The 21,625-nt window shown below is 64.6% G+C and carries 18 protein-coding genes; 6 read left to right on the plus strand and 12 right to left on the minus strand.

What is annotated here, in order from left to right; genetic code table 11:
• Positions 1-115 precede the first annotated feature (115 nt).
• Positions 116-1,210, plus strand: coding sequence for an LLM class flavin-dependent oxidoreductase (locus ACWGS8_RS23245; RefSeq protein WP_454583104.1), 1,095 nt, complete (start codon positions 116-118; stop codon positions 1,208-1,210).
• 295 nt (positions 1,211-1,505) lie between these two features.
• On the opposite strand, the gene ACWGS8_RS23250 is transcribed toward ACWGS8_RS23245, so the two are convergent.
• The 12 genes from ACWGS8_RS23250 to ACWGS8_RS23305 all read right to left on the minus strand — a co-directional run bounded on the left by ACWGS8_RS23250 (position 1,506) and on the right by ACWGS8_RS23305 (position 14,476).
• A complete protein-coding gene (locus ACWGS8_RS23250) occupies positions 1,506-1,901 on the minus strand; it encodes a RidA family protein (RefSeq protein WP_454583105.1) in 396 nt (131 codons plus the stop codon).
• A gap of 63 nt (positions 1,902-1,964) precedes the next feature.
• Entirely contained in the window at positions 1,965-3,113 is a 1,149-nt protein-coding gene (locus ACWGS8_RS23255; protein WP_454583106.1) for an acyl-CoA dehydrogenase family protein, read from the minus strand.
• Positions 3,113-3,925 (minus strand): enoyl-CoA hydratase family protein, encoded by an 813-nt coding sequence (locus ACWGS8_RS23260; protein ID WP_454583107.1) that lies wholly within the window; start codon positions 3,923-3,925, stop codon positions 3,113-3,115. The genes ACWGS8_RS23255 and ACWGS8_RS23260 overlap by 1 nt, the downstream gene beginning before the upstream one ends.
• Positions 3,922-4,392, minus strand: a complete 471-nt coding sequence (locus ACWGS8_RS23265) for a MarR family winged helix-turn-helix transcriptional regulator (protein ID WP_010913223.1) — start codon at positions 4,390-4,392, stop codon at positions 3,922-3,924. The genes ACWGS8_RS23260 and ACWGS8_RS23265 overlap by 4 nt, the downstream gene beginning before the upstream one ends.
• Positions 4,386-5,159: an SDR family NAD(P)-dependent oxidoreductase gene (locus ACWGS8_RS23270; RefSeq protein ID WP_454583108.1), complete on the minus strand. Its 774-nt coding sequence runs from the start codon at positions 5,157-5,159 to the stop codon at positions 4,386-4,388. The genes ACWGS8_RS23265 and ACWGS8_RS23270 overlap by 7 nt, the downstream gene beginning before the upstream one ends.
• Positions 5,156-7,450 (minus strand): bifunctional salicylyl-CoA 5-hydroxylase/oxidoreductase, encoded by a 2,295-nt coding sequence (locus ACWGS8_RS23275; RefSeq protein ID WP_454583109.1) that lies wholly within the window; start codon positions 7,448-7,450, stop codon positions 5,156-5,158. The genes ACWGS8_RS23270 and ACWGS8_RS23275 overlap by 4 nt, the downstream gene beginning before the upstream one ends.
• Before the next feature lie 143 nt (positions 7,451-7,593).
• Entirely contained in the window at positions 7,594-8,460 is an 867-nt protein-coding gene (locus ACWGS8_RS23280; protein WP_454583110.1) for an ATP-binding cassette domain-containing protein, read from the minus strand.
• Positions 8,453-9,331 carry an ABC transporter ATP-binding protein gene (locus ACWGS8_RS23285; RefSeq protein ID WP_454583111.1) on the minus strand — a complete coding sequence of 293 codons (879 nt, stop codon included), beginning with the start codon at positions 9,329-9,331 and terminating at the stop codon, positions 8,453-8,455. Before ACWGS8_RS23285 ends, ACWGS8_RS23280 begins: the two co-directional genes overlap by 8 nt.
• Positions 9,328-10,170, minus strand: a complete 843-nt coding sequence (locus tag ACWGS8_RS23290; protein WP_454583112.1) for an ABC transporter permease — start codon at positions 10,168-10,170, stop codon at positions 9,328-9,330. Before ACWGS8_RS23290 ends, ACWGS8_RS23285 begins: the two co-directional genes overlap by 4 nt.
• A complete protein-coding gene (locus tag ACWGS8_RS23295; protein WP_454583113.1) occupies positions 10,163-11,170 on the minus strand; it encodes an ABC transporter permease in 1,008 nt (335 codons plus the stop codon). Before ACWGS8_RS23295 ends, ACWGS8_RS23290 begins: the two co-directional genes overlap by 8 nt.
• A gap of 91 nt (positions 11,171-11,261) precedes the next feature.
• Positions 11,262-12,791 carry an ABC transporter substrate-binding protein gene (locus ACWGS8_RS23300; protein ID WP_454583114.1) on the minus strand — a complete coding sequence of 510 codons (1,530 nt, stop codon included), beginning with the start codon at positions 12,789-12,791 and terminating at the stop codon, positions 11,262-11,264.
• Positions 12,792-12,901: 110 nt separating this feature from the next.
• Positions 12,902-14,476 (minus strand): phytoene desaturase family protein, encoded by a 1,575-nt coding sequence (locus ACWGS8_RS23305; RefSeq protein ID WP_454583115.1) that lies wholly within the window; start codon positions 14,474-14,476, stop codon positions 12,902-12,904.
• Between the two features lie 119 nt (positions 14,477-14,595).
• Between ACWGS8_RS23305 and ACWGS8_RS23310 the strand changes: the two genes are divergently transcribed.
• The 5 genes from ACWGS8_RS23310 (at position 14,596) to ACWGS8_RS23330 (ending at position 21,378) form a co-directional block, all read left to right on the plus strand.
• Positions 14,596-15,387 carry a cyclase family protein gene (locus ACWGS8_RS23310; protein WP_454583116.1) on the plus strand — a complete coding sequence of 264 codons (792 nt, stop codon included), beginning with the start codon at positions 14,596-14,598 and terminating at the stop codon, positions 15,385-15,387.
• A gap of 128 nt (positions 15,388-15,515) precedes the next feature.
• On the plus strand, positions 15,516-17,087 hold the full coding sequence (locus ACWGS8_RS23315) for a phytoene desaturase family protein (RefSeq protein ID WP_454583117.1): 1,572 nt from the start codon (positions 15,516-15,518) through the stop codon (positions 17,085-17,087).
• Positions 17,087-17,569, plus strand: a complete 483-nt coding sequence (locus tag ACWGS8_RS23320; RefSeq protein ID WP_454583118.1) for a MarR family winged helix-turn-helix transcriptional regulator — start codon at positions 17,087-17,089, stop codon at positions 17,567-17,569. The genes ACWGS8_RS23315 and ACWGS8_RS23320 overlap by 1 nt, the downstream gene beginning before the upstream one ends.
• 106 nt (positions 17,570-17,675) lie before the next feature.
• Positions 17,676-19,829 carry a thiamine pyrophosphate-dependent enzyme gene (locus tag ACWGS8_RS23325; RefSeq protein ID WP_454583119.1) on the plus strand — a complete coding sequence of 718 codons (2,154 nt, stop codon included), beginning with the start codon at positions 17,676-17,678 and terminating at the stop codon, positions 19,827-19,829.
• Positions 19,822-21,378 carry an indolepyruvate oxidoreductase subunit beta family protein gene (locus ACWGS8_RS23330; RefSeq protein WP_454583120.1) on the plus strand — a complete coding sequence of 519 codons (1,557 nt, stop codon included), beginning with the start codon at positions 19,822-19,824 and terminating at the stop codon, positions 21,376-21,378. The genes ACWGS8_RS23325 and ACWGS8_RS23330 overlap by 8 nt, the downstream gene beginning before the upstream one ends.
• Positions 21,379-21,625: the final 247 nt, after the last annotated feature.

Genomic DNA, 21,625 nt, shown 5'->3' on the forward strand with positions numbered 1-21,625 from the left:
CCGTTTTCATCTGGCCCAAACTCATATCCGCAAACGGGGGCGAGGCGAAGCTATTTCAGGCTTGAAATATTTTGACGCCGGCCTAGCGTGTGGCCTCCCGCCGCGAGTTCCCGAGATGATCAAAGCGCATCCCCTGCACGGCCCGAACAAACTGAAGCTCGGCGTCTTCTCGACCAACGCCGATGGCGGGCTTGCCATCACCGACGTGCCGGAACGCTGGACGGCAAGCTGGCAGGACAATCTCACGGCGGCTGAGATTGCCGACCGCGCCGGGCTGGAGTTCATGCTGCCCATCGCCCGCTGGCGCGGCTTTGGCGGCCGCAACAAGGTGCGCGAATGGTCGTTCGAAACCTTCACCTGGGCGGCTGCTCTGGCGGTAGCCACCGACCAGATCGGCCTGTTCATGACCGTGCACGTGCCGTTGGTGCATCCGCTCTATGCCGCCAAGGCGCTGGCGACGGTCGACCACATCAGCCAGGGCCGGGCCGGCCTCAACATCGTCTGCGGCTGGAACCCGAAGGAATTCGGCATGTTCGGCACGCCGCTGGTCGAGAAAGGTTACGACCAGGCAGCCGAGTGGATCGAGATTCTTGAGAGGCTCTATGCGTCGGCCGAGCCGCTCGATTATGAAGGCACCTATTATCGCCTGAAGGAAGCGGTGAGCCGGCCGGCCAGTCTGCAGCTTCCGCGCCCGGTGACGATGAATGCCGCTTTCGGTGGTCCGGGCCGCGACTTCGCCGCCGCCCGCTGCGATTATCTGTTCACGACCTTTTCCGAAATGAGCGATGCCGGCAAGCACGTCGCCGACATCCACGAACGGGCCGACAAGGTCGGCCGCGATGTCGGCGTCTACACCGTGGCGCATGTCGTCTGCCGCCCGACCATGGAGGAGGCGCAAGCCTATTACACGCGCTACGCGGTCGATCTGGCCGACCATGACGCGGTCGATGCCCATATGGCCGGCAAGAAGGAATTCTCGCAGTCGCACGACCCGCACGCCTATGACCGCTACCGGCAGCGTTTCGCCGGCGGCGCCGGCACCTATCCCTTGATCGGAACGCCGGAGACGATCGCCGCCGACATGGCCGCCATTGCCGGGCACGGCTATCAGGGCATCGCGCTCTCCTTCGTCAACTACACCAGGGAACTGCCCTATTTCTGCGACCACGTGCTGCCGATTTTGAGGAAGGCGGGACTTCGGCTCTGGTAGAGTCGTGTGCAGGCTTGATCGGTTGGCCTGTTAGCAGCCAGGGATCTCATCGTTCGAGATTGGCAGAAGCTCCGCAACTTCGTCATCCACGGGCGGAGCGGGAGCGCAGCGGCGTCGCGGAGACCCTGGGATCCATTCCGTGACCTTGATGGAGGGTACAGCGGAGCAGAATTCTGCACCGTCGCGGCGCATAAGAGTCCCGGCATGGATCCCTTAGGCTGCGGAGCACCTCCAGGGGTCTGCGCCGCGTCGCTTCGCTCCTTGCTCCGCCCGTGGATGACGAAGCGGTGGGCGTTCATTCCGGGATAACGGCTGTGGCCTGGATCTCCACCTTGGCGCGGTCCTCGATCAGCGCCATCACCTGCATGGCGGCCATCGCCGGGAAATGCCGGCCGATCACCTCGCGATATGCCTCGCCGATACCCCTGAGATTGGCGAGGTATTCGGCCTTGTCGGTGAAATACCAGGTCATCGAAGTGATGTGCTGCGGTCCCGCGCCGGCCTCCGCCAGCACCGCCACGATGTTCTCAAGCGTCTGCCGCACCTGGCCGACAAAGTCGTCGGTTTCGAACTGGCACTGTCCGTTCCAGCCGACCTGTCCGCCGACAAAGATGAGCCGCCCGCGCGCCGCCACGCCATTGGCGTAACCGACCGGTTTGGCCCAGCCTCCCGGCTGCAGAATCTCATGCATTTCAAGCCTCCCGGTATTCTAAGAACCAAGTCTCAAAATCGAATACTCTTCAATTTCCCGTCGTCAGGCCGCGCCCATCACTTGCCGCGCGATCACCACTTTCTGCACGTCGGAGGCACCCTCATAGATGCGCAGCGCGCGGATCTCGCGATACAGGCTCTCAACGATATGGCCTTTGCGGACGCCGTCGCCGCCATGCAGCTGCACCGCCTTGTCGATCACCTCCTGCGCCTTGTCGGTGGCGAACAGTTTGGCCATCGCAGCCTCGCGGGTGACCCGCGCGGCTCCCATGTCCTTGGTCCAGGCGGCGCGATAGACGAGAAGTGCCGCCGCATCGACGTCGAGCGCCATGTCGGCGATGTGGCCCTGCACCATCTGCAATTCGGCCATGGGTGCGCCGAACAGTTTGCGCTCGGCCACTCTGCTGATGCTCTCATCGAGCGCCCGGCGGGCAAATCCAAGCGCCGCCGCGCCGACGGTCGAGCGGAACACGTCGAGCACCGACATGGCGATGCGGAAGCCATCGCCTGATTTGCCGATCAGCGCCGAGGCCGGCAGGCGGACCTGATCGAAGGACAGCCGCGCCAGCGGATGCGGCGCGATCACTTCGAGGCGTTCGGCGATGCCGAGGCCCTTGGCGTCACCCGGTACGATAAAGGCGGAAAGCCCCTTGGCGCCCGGCGCCTCGCCGGTGCGGGCAAAGACGATGTAGAGATCGGCGATGCCGCCATTGGAGATCCAGGTCTTCTCGCCGGTGAGCACATAGCTGTCGCCGTCGCGGGTCGCCGTCATCTCGGTGTTGGCGACATCCGATCCGGAGCGCGGCTCCGACAGGGCGAAGGCCGAGATCGCCTTGCCGGCCCGCGTCTTCGCCAGCCATTGGTGCTGCTCCGCCGTGCCGAACAGGCTGAGCGCGCCTGTGCCCAGCCCCTGCATGGCAAAGGCGAAATCGGCGAGCCCGTCATGGCGCGCGAGCGTCTCGCGCGTGATGCACAAAGTGCGGACATCGAGCGGTCCGGGATTGGCGGTGTCGACAGCTGTCGGCTTCAGCCAGCCGTCACGGCCGAGTTTTTGCACCAACTCGCGGCAAGCAGCATCGACGTCATGATGATCGACAGGGAGGTTCTTCTGGCACCACGCTTCCAGGCTCTCGGCCAGTTTGCGGTGGCGGTCTTCGAAGAACGGCCAGTTGAGGAAACTCTTGTCAGCCATCAATTCCCCTCGAACACCGGCTTTTCCTTGGCCACGAATGCCTTGTAGGCGCGTTCGAAATCGCGCGTCTGCATGCAGATCGCTTGTGCCTGCGCTTCCGCCTCGATCGCCTGGTCGAGACCCATCGACCATTCCTGGTTGAGCTGCGTCTTGGTGATGCCGTGGGCGAAGGTCGGGCCTGAGACGATGCGTGCTGCCATGTCGAGTGCATCCGCCTCGAGTGAGGCCGCATCGACCAGCCTGTTGTAAAACCCCCAGCGCTCACCCTCGGCGGCCGTCATGGTGCGGCCCGTATAGAGCAGTTCGGCGGCGCGGCCCTGGCCGATGATGCGCGGCAGGATCGCGCAGGCGCCCATGTCGCAGCCGGCAAGGCCGACGCGGGTGAAAAGGAACGCGGTCTTGGCCTCCGGCGTGGCGATACGGATGTCGGAGCTCATGGCGATGATCGCGCCCGCGCCGACCGCGACGCCGTCGACGGCCGCGATGATCGGCCTGCCGCAATTCAGCATCGCCTTGACGAAATCGCCGGTCATGCGGGTGAAGGCCAGAAGCTGCTTCATGTCCATCTTGACCAGCGGGCCGATAATGTCATGAACATCGCCGCCGGAGCAGAAATTGCCGCCATTGGAGAGAAACACCACGGCGTCGACATCGTCGGCATAGACGAGGTCGCGGAACGTGTCGCGGAGTTCCGCATAGCTGTCGAAGGTCAGCGGGTTCTTGCGCTCGGGCCGGTCGAGCCGGACCTTGGCGATCCTGCCCTCGACCTCCCACAGGAAATGCTTCGGCTTCAGCCCAGCCATCCCGGTCATTCGCGTCCCTCCCAGTTGCTGCGAAACGAGGTCAGCATGCCGGTCAGCCGGCGGGCATCCTCCTCGCTGACCTTGCCCAGCAATTCACCGATCCAGCCCTCATGGGCGGCAGCGATGGTGGCAAAGGATTTGGTGCCCTCCTCCGTCAGCCGCACCATCGAAGTGCGGCGGTCGCCATTGCGGCGGGCACGAGCGACCAGCCCTTCGGAAACCAGCCGGTCGACAATGCCGGTGACGTTGCCGTTGGAGACCAGCAGGAAGCGCGACAGGTCGCTCATCAGCATGCCTTCCGGCACGCGGTACAGCGCCGCCATCACGTCGAAGCGCGGCAGGGTCGTATCGAATTCTTTCTTCAGGCGCTCGCGCAGTTCGGCCTCGATCGTGCGCGAGGCGCGCAGCAGCCTGATCCACAGACGCAGTCGGTCCTTGCCGGGTCCCGACGGTGCGGGCAGGGGGCCGGCTACCATGTTTCGCCTCCTGAGATGGAAATCGCCTGTCCGGTGATCGATGCCGCCGCATCGCCGCATAGCCACAGCACGGCGGCGGCGACTTCCTGCGGCTGGATGAAACGGCCTTGCGGATTGGTCGAGACAAGGCTCGTCCGCGCCTCGCCGGCCGAGCGTCCGGTCTTTTCAATGATGCGCTGGATGGATTCTTCCAGCATGTCGGTCTCGACGAAACCCGGGCACACAGCGTTGACGGTGACGCCGGATTTCGCGGTTTCCGCCGCCAGCGCCCGCATCAGCCCGACGACGCCATGCTTGGCCGCCACGTAAGGCGCGACATAGGCATAGCCTTTCAATCCGGCCGTCGAGGCGATGAACACGATCCGCCCTGTCTTCCGCGCGGCCATGCCGGCCAGCGCGGGCTTCACCGTCAGGAAGGCGCCGGTCAAATTGACGTCGAGCGTCTTCTGCCAATCGGCCAGCGTGGTCTTGTACGCCGGCGTGCTGCCGGCCATGCCGGCATTGGCAATGACGATGTCGAAGGCGCCGCGCTCCGCTTCCGCCGTCTGGTGGAGCGTGGCCATGGAGGCCTCATTCGTGACATCGGCGGCAATGCCGAAGATACGGCCGCTTTCGCCGGCCACCTTCGCGAGTTCCGCCTCGCGGCGGCCGCAGATGGTCACGTCGATACCCGCACTGGCCAGTGCCAGCGCGATGGCCCGGCCGACACCGGAGCCACCGCCGGTAACCAGCGCATGCTTGCCGGAGATCGCTGGTGCTGCCGTCATACTTTCAGCCCCGCGGCTGCGTCACGCTCGGCCAACCGGTAGATCTGGTCGCGCCCGGGCAGATAGGGATCCGGCCATTTCACACCCCGGTCGCCGAGCGTCACCGCCGCATGCAGCGTCCAGTAGGGATCGGCCAGATGCGGCCGTGCCAGCGCCACCAGATCGGCGCGGCCGGCCATCAGGATCGAATTGACATGGTCCGGCTCGTAGATGTTGCCGACCGCCATTGTCGCCATGCCGACCTCGTTACGGATGCGGTCGGAAAACGGCGTCTGGAACATGCGGCCGTAGACCGGCTTCGCCGACACCGATGTCTGCCCGGCCGAAACGTCGCAGATGTCGACGCCGGCTTCGTGCAGCAGCCGCGCGATTTCGACCGCGTCGGCGGGTGTGACGCCTTCGATGCCGACCCAGTCATTGGCCGAAATGCGCATCGAAATCGGCTTTTGTGCCGGCCAGGCGGCGCGCACCGCGCGGAAGACCTCGAGGGGATAGCGCATGCGGTTTTCCAGAGAACCGCCATATTCATCCGTGCGCCGGTTGGTGACCGGTGTGATGAAGGACGACAGGAGATAGCCATGCGCGGCGTGGATCTCGAGCATGTCGAAGCCGCAACGATCGGCCATCTCGGCCGAGGCCACGAACTGGTCGCGCACCAGATCCATGTCGGCGCGGTCCATCGCCTTCGGCACCTGGTTCTCGGGCGACCATGCGACAGCCGATGCCGCCATGACAGGCCAGTTGCCCGAGGCCAGCGGCACGTCGGTGCCTTCCCAGCCGAGCCGGGTCGAGCCTTTGGCGCCGGAATGCCCGATCTGGGCGCAGATCTTGGCTTCGGTCTCGGAGTGCACGAAATCGACCAGCCGCTTCCAGGCGACCTCGTGTTCGGGCGCGTAGAAGCCGGGACAGCCGGGCGTGATCCGGCCTTCCGGGCTGACACAGGTCATCTCGATATAGACGAGCCCCGCGCCGCCCTTGGCGCGCTCGGCATAGTGCGTGAAATGCCAGTCGGTCGGGCAGCCGTCGACGGCCTTGTACTGCGCCATCGGCGAAACGACGACGCGGTTTTGCAGCTTCATGTCGCGCAGCTTGAACGGCGCGAACATCGGCGCCCGGCGCAGCCTGTTGCCGCCGGCACCCGCCTGGCGCTGGAACCATTCCTCCGCGCCGCCCAGCCATTCGGCATCGCGCAGCCTCAAATTCTCGTGGCTGATGCGCTGCGACCGCGTCAGCAGCGAATAGTTGAACTGCACCGGATCAAGACCGAGATAGCGCTCGACCTCCTCGAACCATTCGAGCGAATTGCGCGCCGCCGATTGCAGCTTCAGCACCTCTGTGCGCCGCGCATCCTCATATTTGCGGAAGGCGGCGTCGAGGTCCGGCTCGGTTTCCACATACTCGGCCAGCGCCACCGCACTTTCCAGGGCGAGTTTGGTGCCGGAGCCGATCGAGAAATGCGCCGATGCCGCCGCATCGCCCATCAGCGCCAGATTCCTGTAGGACCAGCGCTCGCACAGCACGCGCGGGAAATTGATCCAGGCCGAGCCCCTGATGTGGTTGGCATTGGTCATCAGCGCATGGCCGCCGAGATGCTTGGCGAAAATGCGCTCGCACACCGCGATCGATTCCTGCTGCGACATCGCGCCGAAGCCGAAGGCAGCCCAGGTCTGCCCGCTGCATTCGACGATGAAGGTCGCGGTCTCGCTGTCGAACTGGTAGGCGTGCGCCCACACCCAGCCATGCTCGGTCTTCTCGAAGATGAAGGTGAAGGCGTCGTCGAATTTCTGGTTGGTGCCGAGCCACACGAACTTGCATTTGCGGGTGTCGATGTCCGGCTTGAAGATGTCGACAAAGGTGTTGCGCGCCCTGGAATTCAGCCCGTCGGCGGCGACGACCAGGTCATGGGTCTCCATGTAAGGCTTGGGATCGGCGATATCGGTCTCGAACATCAGCTTGACGCCGAGTTCGCGGGCGCGGCGCTGCAGCAGGATCAGCAACCGCTTGCGGCCGATGCCGCAAAAGCCATGGCCCGACGAGACCGTGCGCACGCCGTCATGGATGACGGCGATGTCGTCCCAATAGGCAAAATGCTTCTTGATCCAGACGGCGCTGACAGGGTCGTTCTTGGCGAGGTTATCGAGCGTTTCGGCCGACAGCACGACGCCCCAGCCGAACGTGTCGTCGGCGCGGTTGCGCTCGAACACCGTCACATCGTGCGTGGCGTCCCTGAGTTTCATCGATATGGCAAAGTAGAGTCCGGCTGGGCCGCCGCCGAGAACCGCAACCTTCATCTGTGCGATCTCCTCTTCGCTCGCTGCCTTGTGAGTATCGCGCCGGCGACAGGATATTTCAAGCTTAAAGTTTTATGTCGAAATCGTTGTGCCGATGCCGGGCAGCGCGCTTGCGTGTCGGTCCGCAAGCGCGCGCCAAAGCATCAGTTCTCCGGGTTCTTTGGGCTCCACAGCACCGTCTCGGCCTCGGCGACGGCAGGAGCGTCCAGCCAGCCGGCGTCGATTTCCGGTAGCGGAATGGCTGCGATGAGGTCGCGCGTGTAGGCCTGCGTGGGATTGTCGAACAAGGCGTCGGTAGCGCTGGCCTCGACGATCGTGCCTTCGCGCATGACAAGGACTTGCCGGCACAGCCGCCGGATGACCGAAAGATCGTGGCTGATGAAGGCGACGGTCAAGCCCATCTCCGCGGCCAGCTTTTCCAGAAGGGTGAGGATCTGCGCCTGCGTCGACACGTCGAGACCGGAGACGATCTCGTCGGCCAGCACGAATTTCGGCGACAGCGCCAGGGCTCGTGCAATGCCGACACGCTGGCGCTGGCCGCCCGACAGTTCGTGGCGGTAGCGGCTGGCAAAGCTCTGCGGCAGCCCGACCCGCTGCAACGCCTCCGCGACTCTGGTCGTCAGATTGTCACCAAGCCCGTTCTGCTTCAGCGGCGCGGCGATGATGCTGGCGATGGTGCGGCGCGGATTGAGCGACGACATCGGATCCTGGAAGATCATCTGCAGGTCACGGCGCAGCGGCCGCAACTCCGCCTCCGGCAGATGGGTGATGTCGCGGCCGTCGAAGCTGATGCTGCCGGCGCTCGGCTCCAGCAGCCTGACCAGCGCGCGGCCAAGCGTCGACTTGCCAGACCCGGATTCGCCGACAATGCCGGTCACCGACCCCCTTGCCAGGTCGAAGTCGAGCCCTTTCAGGATCTCGGCCAAAGGTGCGCGGCCGATCAGCGGCTTGCGCGTCATGTCGGGCAGGGCGACCTTCAGCCCGCGCACGGAAAACAGCGGCTCAGCCATGCGGCCGTCTCCAGGCCTGATCGGCCGCGGCGATCTCGGCGGCAAGTCCCGCCAGCACCGCCTCGTCCACTGGCTTCAGCGAGGCGAAAGGGTCGGTGTAGCGCGGCGTCGCCGCCATCAGCGCCCGCGTATAGGGGTGTTGAGGGGCGGCGAAGAGCGCGGCCGAGTCGGCTTCCTCGACCACCTTGCCGGCGTAGAGCACCGAGACCTTCTGGCTGATCTTGGCGACGACGCCGAGATCATGGGTGACGAACAGGATCGCGGTGCCGTGCTCGCGCTGCAACGCGGCGATCAGGCGCAAGATCTGCTTCTGCACGGTGACGTCGAGCGCCGTGGTCGGTTCGTCGGCGACGATCAGCCGGGGTTCAGCGGCGAAGGCGGCGGCGATCAGCACACGCTGGCGCATGCCACCGGAGAGTTCATGCGGATAGCTCTTCAGCACGCGCTCGGGGTCGCGGATCTGCACCTCATCCAGCAACTGCCGGATGCGTGTATCGGCCTTCTCGCCGCTCCAGCCGAGAATGCGCACCAGCCGGTCGGTCATCTGCGCGCCGATGCGGCGCGACGGGTTGAGCGCGGTCAGCGGATCCTGCGGGATCAGCGCCGTGCGTGCGCCCACCAGCGTGCGCCTTGCCTTGGGCTGAAGCCTGCCGAGGTCTTCGCCCTCGAGCAGCATGTCGCCTTCGACGATGCGCACGCTCGACGGCAGCACGCCGAGCACCGCCTTGCCGATCATCGTCTTGCCGGCGCCGCTCTCGCCGACCAGCGCGCGGACCTCACCGGGCTGCACGCAGAGCGACACCGAGCGCAGCACGCGCTGGCCGTTCGGCAGCACGGCGCTGAGGTTGGCGATGTCGAGACAGGCGCTCATCGCAGCACCGGATCGAAACGCGCCTTCAGCGCTTCTCCGAACTGGCTGAACGACAGCACGGTGAGAATCAGCGTGATCAGCGGAAACACCAGCACCCACCAGGCCTGGTGGATCGACAGCCGGCCCTCGGCGATGATGCTGCCCCAGGTCGGATCGTCGGTCGAGATCGACAGATTGACGAAGGACAGGATCGCCTCGACGATAACGGCGATGCCCATCTCCAGGGACAGCAGCGCCACGATCGACGGTACCACGTTGGGCAGCACTTCACGCAGCATGATGCCGATGCGGCCATAGCCGGCGATGCGGGCATTCTCGACATAGTCCATGCGCGACTGGCCCATCGCCTCGGCGCGGATCACCCGGCAGAAGCGTGTCCAGTCGATGATCGCGATGGCAAGGATGACGGAGCTGAGGCCGGTGCCGAGCACGGCCACCAGCAGGATGGCGAACAGCACCGGCGGAAAGGCCATCCAGATATCGACGACGCGCGAGATGATGCGGTCCGCCCAACCGCCGAAATAGCCCGCGATCAGCCCGAGCGTCGAGCCGACGAGGCAGGCGGCGATGGCCGCCGCGAAAGCGACGACGAAGGCGATACGGCCGCCGAAGATCAGCCGGGACAACAGATCGCGGCCGAGGCTGTCGGTGCCCAGCCAATAGCCGGGCTCGGCGCCATCGAGCCAGAAGGGCGGCAGCCGCTCCAGCATCAGATCCTGCGCCAGCGGATCCTGCGGCGCGACCAGCGGCGCGAAGATCGCCGCCAGCAGCGCCAGCAGCAACCAGCCGCCGGCGAGCCACAGCCTGGGGCTCAGTCCGCGTCTCGAGGCCCTATCCATGGCGCAGCCTCGGATTGAGCAGCGCGTACATCATGTCGACCACGAGATTGATCAGCACGAACAGCAGCGCGAAGACCAGCACGATGCCCTGGATCAGCGGCAGGTCGCGGTTGATGACGGCATCGATCGCCATGTTGCCGAGGCCCTCATAGGAAAACAGTCGCTCGACGATGACCGTGCCGCCGATGAGGAAGGTGAACTGCACGCCGACCAGCGTCAGCGTCGGCAGTGCCGCGTTCTTCAGCGCCTCGCGCAGGATGACCTCCGTCTCGGAAAAACCCTTGACCCGCGCCAGCACGACGTAGTCGAGATCGAGCACTTCCTTCAGCGACTGCTTCAGCAACTGCGAGATGATCGCCGCCAACGGCAGTGCCAGCGCCACCGCCGGCATCAGCATGTGTTTCAAGAGGTCCCAGGTCAGGTCGAAGCGCAGCCGCAGCAGGCTTTCGAAGAAATAGAACTGGGTGACGAAGGGCAGGTCGAGCTGCGGCGACACGCGGCCGGAAATATCGAAGATCGGTACCAGCACGCCGAACAAAAGGATCAGCACCAGGCCCCAAAGGAAATCGGGAATGGAGAGTGCCGCACCGCCGGCGATGTCGATGCCGGCTTCGACCGCCGTGCCGCGTTCGCGCGCGCCGAGAACGGCCGTCGTGCCGCCAAGCGCCACCGCCATGATCAGCGCGACGATGGCCAGCTCCAGCGTCGCCGGCAGCCGGTTGAAGACGAGGCCAAGCACGTCCTGCCGCAGCGAAATCGAGGTGCCGAAATCGCCCCGGACAACGCCGGACAGCCAGATGAAGAATTGCTGCACGATGGTCTTGTCGAGCCCGTAGAGCGCGCGCAGCCGGGCGATGTCATCATCCGTCGCGCCTGGCGGCAGCATCATCGCGATCGGATCGCCGGGCGCGACGCGGATCACGACGAAGACTACGACGGCCACGCCGAACAGCGTGATCAGCATCGTCAGAAGACGGATCAGAAATCGTTGCAGCAGCATGTAAATCTTTGCACGAGCCTGCTGGCTCGTATGCCTGATAGAAAAATGCGCGCCGTCCCTATGGACGGCGCGCGGCAATTCCAGGCCGATATCAGGCCGGGGTCATCAGGGCCGGCAGCAGCGCACCGGAAATGTGCTGCACGACATTGACCTTCCTCGAGTGCACGATCGGCTGTGCGTACTGGATGAGCGGCAGCACATAGGCCTCTTCGGCAATGTACTTGTCGACCGCTTTCCAGCCGGCGATGCGCTTGGCCTCGTCCTTTTCGCCCCACAGCGGGCCGATCTTGGCGTCGAGGTCGTCGGTCTTCCAGGACGAGTGCGGCGAGGGCCCGAACATGGCGAAACCGGTCGAGGTGGTCGGATCGCCGATGGAATTGCCCCAGTTGTAGAACGCCGCCGGCGCCAGCTTGTGCGCGGCGCGCAGCTCATAGTGCTTGGCGATCTCGTAGACCTCGATCTCGGCCTCGATGCCGACCTTGCGCCACATGCCGACGATCGCCTGCACCATCTCGTAGTCCTTGGGCTTGAAGCCCTTGGTCGTCTGGATGGTGAACTTTGCCGGCTTCTTGGTCGAATAACCGGAGGCGGCAAGCAATTCCTTGGCCTTTTCCGGATTGTGCTCGACCTTGATCGACGGATCGTAGGCGGCGTATTCCGGCGTTTCCAGCGTGTCGATCGGCTGGCCGTAGCCGCGCAGCAACCGCTTGACCAGAAGCTCCTTGTCCACCGCCATGACGGCCGCCTGGCGGACATTCTTGTCGAGCATGGCGTCCTTGTTGTTGAAGAAGATCATGCCGATGTCGGAGACATTCTTGATCGAGCCGGCCAGTCCGTCCTTGGCGATCAGCCGGTCATATTCCTCGTAAGGGATTTCGAGCGTCACCTGCGAGGAGCCGGATTCTATCTCGGCGACGCGGCTCGCCGCGTCGGTGACGAACTTGATTGTCACATTCTCGAAAGCCGGCTTGCTGCCCCAGTAGTGCGGATTGGCCTTCAGCCGCAGGAAGGCATTGCGCTCGAATTTTTCCACCATGTAGGGGCCGGTGCCGATCGGCGCCTTCTCGAAACCTTCAGCGCCGACCTTCTCGTAATAGGCCTTCGGCAGGATGTAGCCGGTCAGGAACGACATCCATTTGAAATAGACCGGGTCGAACTGCACCACGTCGCCTGATATCTTGTTGCCGTCGATCTTGAAGTTGTTGACGTTCTTCCAGACGAACTGGATCGGGTTGCCGGTCTTTTCGTCGCCCGCGCGCTGCAGCGACCAGACGACGTCCTCGGGCGTGAAGGGCGAGCCGTCGTGCCATTTCACGCCTTCGCGCACCGTCATCATCACCTTGGTGCGGTCGTCGTTCCAGCCCCATTCGGTGAGCAGGCCGGGCGCGAAGGACAGGTCGGGCTTTTGCGGGATGATCTGGTCGAACACCGACTGGTAGAGGCCCTGGATCGTCGGATTGACAGCCGAAGGTCCGGTTGTCGGATCCCAGGACGGCAGGTTGACATTGTAGGCGATGGTCAGTTCGCCGGCCGCCGCCTTGGCTATTTCGGGCAGGCCAACTGCGGCCACGCCAAGTGCCGCGGCACTGTATCCCAGCAATTCGCGTCTGTTGATTTTCATGGTCGTTCCCCTTGTTGGTTATTGTCTTTGCGCGGCAATTCCGTTCGTTGGTTCCGGCTTCGTGGGCAGCAGCGCCTTGCCTCTCGTCGCCTCGATAAAATCGTCGGAGCCTACCTCCCGCCAAGCTGTTGCGCGAGCATGAAACCCGAGGCCGCACCGGTGCCGGCCCCTGGCCATGTCGCGGCTCCCGTCAGATGCAGATTGCCGACCGGCGTGTTCCAGCCGGCATAGCCACGCGCCGGGCGGAACAGAAAGTTCTGCGCCAGATGATGGCTGCCGCAGACCTGGTCGCCGCCGACAAGGTTCGGGTTCTCGCGCTCGAGGTCGATGGGCGAGAATACGGCGCGGCCGAGGATTTTGCTCCGCAGGCCGGGCGCATAGGTCTCGATGATGTTGAGCACGCGCTCGGCGTAGGCGTCCTTGACCTGATCCCAATGCGCGGGCGCGATCTTGGCAGATGCATCGCCTGTTATCTCGGCGGGCAGCATGCGCACCTGCACCCACAGGACATGCTTGCCCTGCGGCGCGCGTGAGGGATCGATCGCGGTGGGCTGGCCGACGACCAGTACCGGGTCGTCCGGCAGCATCCCGGCCATTGCCTGCTGATAGGTGCGCGACATGGCGTCGAGCGACGGCGACAGATGCACATAGGCGAACTGCCGGAGTTCAGACCCGGCGCGCCAGTCCGGCAGGTCGTCCAGCGCCAGGTGGATCATCATAGTGCCCGGCGCGTACCGGAACTTTTTCATCGCCGTGTCGAAGCCGGCATTGCCGGAACCGCCGGGCAGCAGCCTGCCGGACAGCGCCTTGGGCGCGACGCCGGCGATGATGGCCCTGGTCGCGGTATACGTTTCAGCTGAAGCCAGCCGCACCCCGGTCGCCTTGCCGTTGGAAACCGTGATCTCCGCCACTTCGGCGCCGGTGACGATCTTGCCGCCGGCAGATGTCACCATGCCGGCCAGCGCCCGGATGATGGTGTCGGCGCCGCCCTTGCCCAGCACCATGCCGAAACTCTGGTTGGCCATCGATTCCAGGTAGGGGAACACCGCACCGCCGGCGATGTCAGGGGCGAAGTCGAGATGCATGCCCCAGGTGGCGAGCGTCGCTTGCACATGCGGTGACTCGAAAGTCTCCTCCAGCCACGCGCGGGGCGAGGACAGCAACAGCCTTCCCATGTCGAGCGCGCCGGCGATACCCTTCTTGCGCCACAGGTTCCACGCCGTGCCGGCAAGAGCGCGGGCGCTCATCGGTGAGCCCAGCAGCCGGAACAGATGCTCGGCCTCGGCGGGGAACGCCGCAACCAGCTTGCGCCATGCCGCGGCATCGGCGGTGGAGAAAGCGGCCATGCGCGTGGCCGTCTTTTCCAGATCGCTGCTGACGCCTAACCAGCGTCCGTCCGGAAAGGCGCTGGCGAAACAGTCGGCGACCGGAGCGAATTCCAGCCCCTGCGCTTTCAATTCATTTGCATATTTCCGGTGGAAGGCAGAGCCGGCAAACAGGCTCAGATTCATCGCGCCGAAATCGTGGCGGAAGCCGGGAAGGGTGAATTCACGGGTCTGAACGGTGCCGCCGATTGTGGAATTGCGCTCGAAAATCCCGATTTTCCAGCCTTTGAGCGCCAGATGCGCGGCGCATGCCAGACTGTTGTGGCCCGCCCCGACAAAGATGGCGTCGAACTCGCTCACGCCCCGTTCCCATTTCCTTTATGCTTAAAGATAATTGCAGATGCATATGTTTTCGTCTAGTAGGATATTAAGGGCCGAGACGAGCCTTGATTGTCACCAGAAAGAGGGAACAGAAGACCATGGACACCCAAAAACTCCTCGGCGAAGTCGCCGGCCAGTTGCTGTCAGGCGCCATCAAGGTGATTGACCTCTCCGCGCAGCTCGGGCCCGACACGCCGCTGATCAAGCTGCCGCCGGAGCTCGCCGTCGACACGCCGAAGGTCGAGATCCATTCGATCTCCCGCTATGACAAGAACGGTCCGTGGTGGGCATGGAACTGGCTGAAGCTCGGCGAGCATTCGGGCACCCATTTCGATGCGCCGCAGCATTGGATCACCGGCAAGGACTATCCGGACGGCGCCACCGACACCATTCCGGCGCAGAACTTCGTCGGCCCGGTCAATGTCATCGACTGCTCCAAGGAAGCCGCCGCCGACCACGATTTCCTGCTCACCGTCGACCACATCAAGGCGTGGGAAGCCAAGCACGGCGCCATCAACGCCGGCGAGTGGGTGGTGATGCGCACCGACTGGTACAAGCGCAATGGCTCGGAAGCCGAGTTCCTCAATGCCAACGAGACCGGTCCACATACGCCCGGTCCGACGGCCGAAGCCATCCAGTACCTGATAGCCAAGGACATCAAGGGCTGGGGCTCGGAGACGATCGGCACCGATGCCGGCAAGGCGGGTGGCATGGAGCCGCCGTTCCCGGCGCACACGCTGATGCACAAGGCCAATCGCTATGGGCTTGCCAGCCTCTGCAATCTCGACCAGCTGCCGCCGAAGGGCGCGATCCTGATCGCGGCACCGCTGAAGATCGAGCACGGCACCGGCAGCCCGATCCGCGCACTGGCGCTGGTGTCGGGGCAGTAAGGAGATCTTCGGGAGAAGATCATGCAGGTTGGCGAGGCGATAGGGAGGCAGGTTGGCGGCGCTCGCGCTTTACGGCGCCGTAGAGGGCGGACCTCGCAAGCCTGTCCGCTGCCCACAGGGAACCACCAATGAAAGCGCCAGATCACATCATCGTCGGCAGCGGCATCAACGCGCTGGTCTGCGCGGCGATGCTTGGCGGCAAGGGTGCTGATGTGCTTGTCCTCGAACGCAACGACCGCATCGGCGGCTGCATGCGCACCGAGGAGATCACTGCGCCCGGCTTCGTCCATGACGTGATGGCGACGACCTTCGTGCTGTTCATCACCTCGCCGGCTTTTGCGGCGCTGGGCGGCGATCTCGCGCGGCACGGGCTGGAGTTCTGCCACACCGGCACGCCGACCGGTGTGCTGCGGCCGGACGGCAGCCATGCGGTGCTAAGCACCGACCGCGCCGCCAATGTCGCCGCCCTCAATGCGATCGCGGCGGGTGATGGCGACCGGCACGCCGACGATGTCGGCGGCATCGAACGCAATGCCGGCCTGCTGTTCGGCCTGCTGGGCGGCAGCCTGTGGTCCTACCCGACCGCAAAGCTGCTGGCCGGCGCTGCCTGGCGGCGCGGCTCGCGTGGCCTTTCGGCCTTCCTCGGCGAGGCGTTGGCGCCGGCGCGCGGTTGGCTGGAAAGCACCTACCAGTCCGAAATCACCCGCGCCCTCTGGGCGCCCTGGGTGCTGCATGCCGGACTTGGACCGGAAGATGCTTTCTCCGGCCAGATCGCCAAGGTAATCGCCTTCGCGCTCGAAGCCGCGGGCGCCCCGATCGTCAAGGGCGGGGCGAAGAATCTGCTGTCGGCCTTCGAGGCGCTGATCACCGAGCGCGGCGGCGTCATCGCCACCGAAGCGGATGTTGCCTCCGTCATCCTGGCTGGTGGTCGCGCCACCGGTGTGCGGCTGGCCTCGGGCGAAACGGTTCATGCGAAGAAGAGCGTCATCTGCTCGGTCACGCCGACGCAGCTTTATGGCCGGCTGCTCGGTGGCGAGGCGCCCAGGGACGACGTCGAGGCAACGCGGAAATACCGCTATGGCAAAGGCAATTTCCAGGTCCACTACGCCCTCGACAGGCCGCCGGCATGGCGCGGCGAAGGGCTGGGCAAGGTGGCCTTGCTGCATTTGACGCCGGGCCTGGATGGTGTGTCGAAAGCCTGCAACGAGGCGGTGCGCGGCTTGCTGCCGGAAGTGCCGACCATCTGCGTCGGCCAGCCGCATGCGCTCGACCTGTCACGCTGCCCGCAAGGCAAGGCGATCCTGTGGCTGCAACTGCCCGAAGCGCCGCGCCACATCAAGGGCGATGCCGCCGGCAAGCTGCGGGCCCCAGCTGACGGGCAGTGGACCGACCCGATGCGCGAGGCCTATGCCGACCGCGCTGAAGCGATCCTCGCCAGCCATATCGATGGCCTCAAGGACAGTGTCATCGCGCGCCGAGCCTATTCGCCGGCCGACCTTGAAGCGATGAACATCAATCTTGTCGGCGGCGATCCGTATGGGGGGTCATCGACCGTCGACCAGTCCTTCCTGTGGCGACCGTTCAAGACCAGCCGTAACCACCAGACCGGCATCAAGAACCTCTACCATATCGGCGCCTCGACCCATCCGGGCGCGGGTCTTGGCGGCGGCTCCGGCTTTCTCCTGGCGGGGAGGCTGTGATGGAGCAGAAGGTGACAGAAAAGCGCCAGCGCATTTCGACGCTCGGCCAGATCGGCCTGCAGCAATTCGCGCCCTATCTGATGAACCGCATCATGGGCCGCTACAATGCCACCTTGCGCGATGATTTTCGCAAGCAAGGCTTGACCATTCCGCAGGTGCGCACACTGGCCGTGCTGTCGGTCACCGATGGCGTCACCGTCAACGACCTCTCAGTCTACACCGTCATCGAGCAGTCGACCTTGAGCCGCACGCTCGACACGCTGGAGGGGCAAGGCTTCGTGCGGCGCGAGCAGGGCGTCACCGACAGCCGCATCCGCCATGTCTTCCTGACCGACGACGGCCGCGCAGAGTTCACCCGCGCCTGGCCGGCCATGCATGACGCCTTCGAGGCGATGTTCGACGATATCGACGATACCGAATATGCAGCACTGATCGCCACGCTTTTGAAGATGCTCAAGAACATTCGCAAGCACGACATCTGATGCATGTCGCCCAAAAGTGGATCCGGTTTTGGGGAAACGACATGCATAAAAAAGGACTCTAGACCTACGCGCCGCCGATGCCGGCGGTAACGGAAGGAGCAGAAAAATGGCCGAACGGTCTTTTGCCAAGGAAGTCGAAAAGCTGCGGCTCGGCGCCGGCGCGGAATTCGCGGGCGAGGGCATCCTCGCCATCACCAAGGCGCTGCTGCAATGCGGCGTCGGCTATGTTGGCGGCTACCAGGGCGCGCCGATCAGCCATCTGATGGACGTGCTGGCCGACGCGCAGGATATTCTGGGCGAACTTGGGGTGCATTTCGAGGCGAGCGCCTCGGAAGCCACCGCCACCGCCATGCTGGCCGCCTCGGTGCACTATCCCATCCGTGGTGCGGCCACCTTCAAGTCGACCGTCGGCACCAATGTCGCCTCCGATGCGCTCGCCAACCTGGCCTCCGGCGGCGTCACCGGCGGCGCGCTGATCATCGTCGGCGAGGACTATGGCGAGGGCTCTTCGATCATGCAGGAGCGCAGCCATGCCTTCGCCATGAAGAGCCAGGTCTGGCTGCTCGACCCGCGCCCCAACCTGCCGTCGATCGTCAAGGCGGTGGAGGACGGCTTCGAACTGTCCGAGGTCTCCAACACGCCTGTCATGCTGCAGGTGCGCATCCGCTGCTGCCATGTCCACGGCCACTTCATCGCCAAGGACAACAAGCGCCCGCCGATGACGGTCGCCGATGCGCTGGAGGCGCCGCGCCGCGACACCGGCCGCATCGTGCTGCCGCCGGCCTCCTTCCTGCATGAGAAGGAGAAGGTGGCGAAGCGCTGGCCGGCGGCCGTCGATTTCATCGCCAAGAACAAGATCAACGAGTTCTTCGGTTCGGACCACGGCTCGGTCGGCATCGTCATGCAGGGCGGCATGTACAATTCCGTCATCCGCGCCTTGCAGCGTCTCGGCCTTGCCGACACCTATGGCGAGACGGACGTGCCGCTCTACGTGCTCAACGCCGTCTATCCCTTGATCGATGACGAGTTCCTGTCCTTCTGCGAGGGCAAGCAGGCGGTGCTGGTCGTTGAGGAAGGACAGCCCAACTACATCGAACAGGCTTTCGCGGCGATGCTGCACAAGGCCGGGCGCGGCACGAGGCTGGTCGGCAAGGAATATCTGCCGATGGCCGGCGAATATACCGGCCAGGTCATGCTCGACGGCATTGGTACCTTCCTGCGCGCCGAGGCGCCGCATCTGCTCCCAGGTGAGGTGCGCGCGCCCAACAAGGTAGGCGACGGCATCGACACCGCGGACCTGATCAACGTCGTCCCGGGCCGTCCGCCGGGCTTCTGCATCGGCTGCCCGGAACGACCGATCTTTGCCGCGACAAAGCTGGTCGAGCAGGAACTCGGCAAGCACCACATCGCTTCCGATATCGGCTGCCACCTGTTCTCGATCATGCCGCCCTTCGAACTCGGCGCCACAACCATGGGCTATGGGCTGGGGCCGGCTTCCGCCTCGGCGTTCAATTCGCCCGATGCCAACCGCCGCTCGATCTCCTTCGTCGGCGATGGCGGCTTCTGGCACAACGGCCTGACCTCTTCGATCGGCAATGCCGTCTTCAACAAGAATGACGGCGTCATCGTCATCGTCGACAATTTCTATTCGGCCGCCACAGGCGGGCAGGACATCCTGTCATCGCGCGCGGGCAACAAGACCAAGTCGACGAAGCATCCGATCACCGAAGCGGTGAAGGGCATGGGCGTCAAATGGCTGCGCCATGTCGACCGCACCTACGATGTCCGCAAGATGCAGGACACGCTGCGCGAGGCGCTGACGACGGAGGAGAAGGGACCGAAGGTCATCGTTGCTTCCTCCGAATGCATGCTCAACCGCCAGCGCCGCGAAAAGCCGCTGGTCGACAAGGCGATCAAGGGCGGCGAGCGAGTGGTAAAGCCGAAGTTTGGCGTCGACGAGGACATCTGCACCGGCGACCACGCCTGCATGCGGCTGTCGGGCTGTCCGTCGCTGTCGGTAAAATCGCTCGACGATCCGCTGCGCGACGATCCCGTGGCATCGATCGACCAGAACTGCGTCGGCTGCGGCAATTGCGGCGAGGTCGCCGATGCTGCGGTGCTCTGCCCATCCTTCTACCGCGCCGATGTCGTGCACAATCCGAGCCGCTGGGATCGCTTCCTGGAAAGCGCGCGTCGTGCCGTGATCAGCCTGTTGCAGCGCCGCCGCGAAAGCCGGCGCCTGACCTTCGCCGATGCTTGACGCTGTCCCGCCATTCCGCGCCAAGGTCGGCGCCCAGGACGATGAGCCCGTCATCAAGCTCGCCGTGCTGGCGGTCGGCGGCCAGGGCGGCGGCGTGCTGGCCGACTGGATCACCGATGTCGCCGAGCGCAATGGCTATGTCGCGCAATCGACCTCGGTCGCCGGCGTGGCGCAACGCACCGGTGCCACCATCTACTATGTCGAAATGGCCCGTGACACCGGCCGGCTGCCGGTCTTCGCGCTGTCGCCCTCGCAAGGCGATGTCGACATATTGATCGCCGCCGAACTGATGGAAGCCGGCCGCGCCATTATCCGCGGTTTCGTCACGCCCGAGCGCACCACGCTGATCGCTTCCTCGCACCGCATCGCCGCGGTATCAGAGAAGATTGAGCCTGGCGACGGCCGGGCCTCGTCTTCCAAGGTGCACGCGACGGCGGAAGCCGCGTCCAAGCGCTTCATCGCTTTCGACATGGAAAAGATCGCCGCCGACAATGGTTCGATGATTTCGGCCAGCCTGCTCGGCGCGCTGGCCGGATCCGATGCGCTGCCGTTCACCCGCGAAAGCTATGAGCAGGCGATCGGTGCCGGCGGCCGTGGCGTCAAGGCCAGCCTTGCCGCCTTCGGCGCCGCCTATGACCGCGCGCGTGGCACGGCGGCACCTGCGCCGAAACCGGCAGAGCGGGCCAATGTCGAATCCGCCGAGGGGCGCGTGAGCGGCCCGCAAAACCTGCTCCAGGGCTGGCAGGCGCTTGCTGCCCGCATTGACCTGATGCCCCTGGCGGTGCGCGACATGGCGCTGCGCGGCTTGCGAAAGGTCGTCGACTATCAGGACATCGCCTATGGGCGTGAATATCTCGACCGGCTGGACAAGGCGGTCGCGCTGGATAGTGCAGACCATTCCTATGCGCTGTCCATCGCCGGCGCCAAGCATCTCGCCAATGCCCTGTGCTACGACGACATGATCCGCGTCGCCGACCTGAAAACACGCTCGACGCGTGACAGGCGCGTGCGCATGGAAGTCGGCGTCAAGGACGATTCGATCCTGCAGGTCACCGAATATTTTCATCCGCGCATCGAGGAGTTCTGTGGCACGCTGCCGGCAGGGCTGGGCAGCTATATCGAAAGCCGGCCGAAGCTTGCCGCCTTCCTTGACCGCCGCATCAACCATGGCCGCCGCATCCGCACGGACAGCTTTGCCGGCTTCGCCGCTTTGTGGTTCATCGGCGGCCTGCGCCGCTGGCGCCGCGGCCTGCTGCGCCACAAGGTCGAGATGACCCATCTCGATCGCTGGTACGCGCTGGCGCTCGGCCATGTGCCGGAGGACTATGCGCTCGCCGTCGAAATCCTCAACTGCCGCCGGCTGATCAAGGGCTACAGCGACACCCATATCCGGGCACAGTCGAAATTCGACCGCGTGCTCTCCGCGCTTCCCATGCTTAAGGGCCGCGACGATGCCGCCGACTGGATCCGCCGCCTGCGCGAGGCGGCGCTGAAGGACGAGAAAGGCGACATGCTCGACGGCGCGCTGAAGACAGTGGCGACGCTCTGAGCCAGCCCGGGGTCGCCTGACACACCGACAGATATCCCCCGCTATCGATCCGTTCAAAGAGTCTTGAACGCCGTTCATTTTTTGCTTGAACAATGTTCAAAGCGTGGTAGGATGCGTTTATGAACGATGTTCATTTCTGATGAACCGAAAGCCTCGGTATGGACATCAGGCACAGCAAGGAAGTTTAACCGGCTCAAGACTATCATCGAAATCGAAACAGCGCCTGCAACCCGCAGGGACTGCCGGC

Source organism: Mesorhizobium sp. 43Arga (assembly GCF_053714255.1).

Excerpts from the sequence above, each read along its gene's own strand:
- ACWGS8_RS23245 (WP_454583104.1), top strand. The coding sequence starts at position 116 with ATGATCAAAGCGCATCCCCTGCACGGCCCGAACAAACTGAAGCTCGGC.
- ACWGS8_RS23250 (WP_454583105.1), bottom strand. The coding sequence starts at position 1,901 with ATGCATGAGATTCTGCAGCCGGGAGGCTGGGCCAAACCGGTCGGTTAC.
- ACWGS8_RS23255 (WP_454583106.1), bottom strand. The coding sequence starts at position 3,113 with ATGGCTGACAAGAGTTTCCTCAACTGGCCGTTCTTCGAAGACCGCCAC.
- ACWGS8_RS23260 (WP_454583107.1), bottom strand. The coding sequence starts at position 3,925 with ATGACCGGGATGGCTGGGCTGAAGCCGAAGCATTTCCTGTGGGAGGTC.
- ACWGS8_RS23265 (WP_010913223.1), bottom strand. The coding sequence starts at position 4,392 with ATGGTAGCCGGCCCCCTGCCCGCACCGTCGGGACCCGGCAAGGACCGA.
- ACWGS8_RS23270 (WP_454583108.1), bottom strand. The coding sequence starts at position 5,159 with ATGACGGCAGCACCAGCGATCTCCGGCAAGCATGCGCTGGTTACCGGC.
- ACWGS8_RS23275 (WP_454583109.1), bottom strand. The coding sequence starts at position 7,450 with ATGAAGGTTGCGGTTCTCGGCGGCGGCCCAGCCGGACTCTACTTTGCC.
- ACWGS8_RS23280 (WP_454583110.1), bottom strand. The coding sequence starts at position 8,460 with ATGGCTGAGCCGCTGTTTTCCGTGCGCGGGCTGAAGGTCGCCCTGCCC.
- ACWGS8_RS23285 (WP_454583111.1), bottom strand. The coding sequence starts at position 9,331 with ATGAGCGCCTGTCTCGACATCGCCAACCTCAGCGCCGTGCTGCCGAAC.
- ACWGS8_RS23290 (WP_454583112.1), bottom strand. The coding sequence starts at position 10,170 with ATGGATAGGGCCTCGAGACGCGGACTGAGCCCCAGGCTGTGGCTCGCC.
- ACWGS8_RS23295 (WP_454583113.1), bottom strand. The coding sequence starts at position 11,170 with ATGCTGCTGCAACGATTTCTGATCCGTCTTCTGACGATGCTGATCACG.
- ACWGS8_RS23300 (WP_454583114.1), bottom strand. The coding sequence starts at position 12,791 with ATGAAAATCAACAGACGCGAATTGCTGGGATACAGTGCCGCGGCACTT.
- ACWGS8_RS23310 (WP_454583116.1), top strand. The coding sequence starts at position 14,596 with ATGGACACCCAAAAACTCCTCGGCGAAGTCGCCGGCCAGTTGCTGTCA.
- ACWGS8_RS23315 (WP_454583117.1), top strand. The coding sequence starts at position 15,516 with ATGAAAGCGCCAGATCACATCATCGTCGGCAGCGGCATCAACGCGCTG.
- ACWGS8_RS23320 (WP_454583118.1), top strand. The coding sequence starts at position 17,087 with ATGGAGCAGAAGGTGACAGAAAAGCGCCAGCGCATTTCGACGCTCGGC.
- ACWGS8_RS23325 (WP_454583119.1), top strand. The coding sequence starts at position 17,676 with ATGGCCGAACGGTCTTTTGCCAAGGAAGTCGAAAAGCTGCGGCTCGGC.
- ACWGS8_RS23330 (WP_454583120.1), top strand. The coding sequence starts at position 19,822 with ATGCTTGACGCTGTCCCGCCATTCCGCGCCAAGGTCGGCGCCCAGGAC.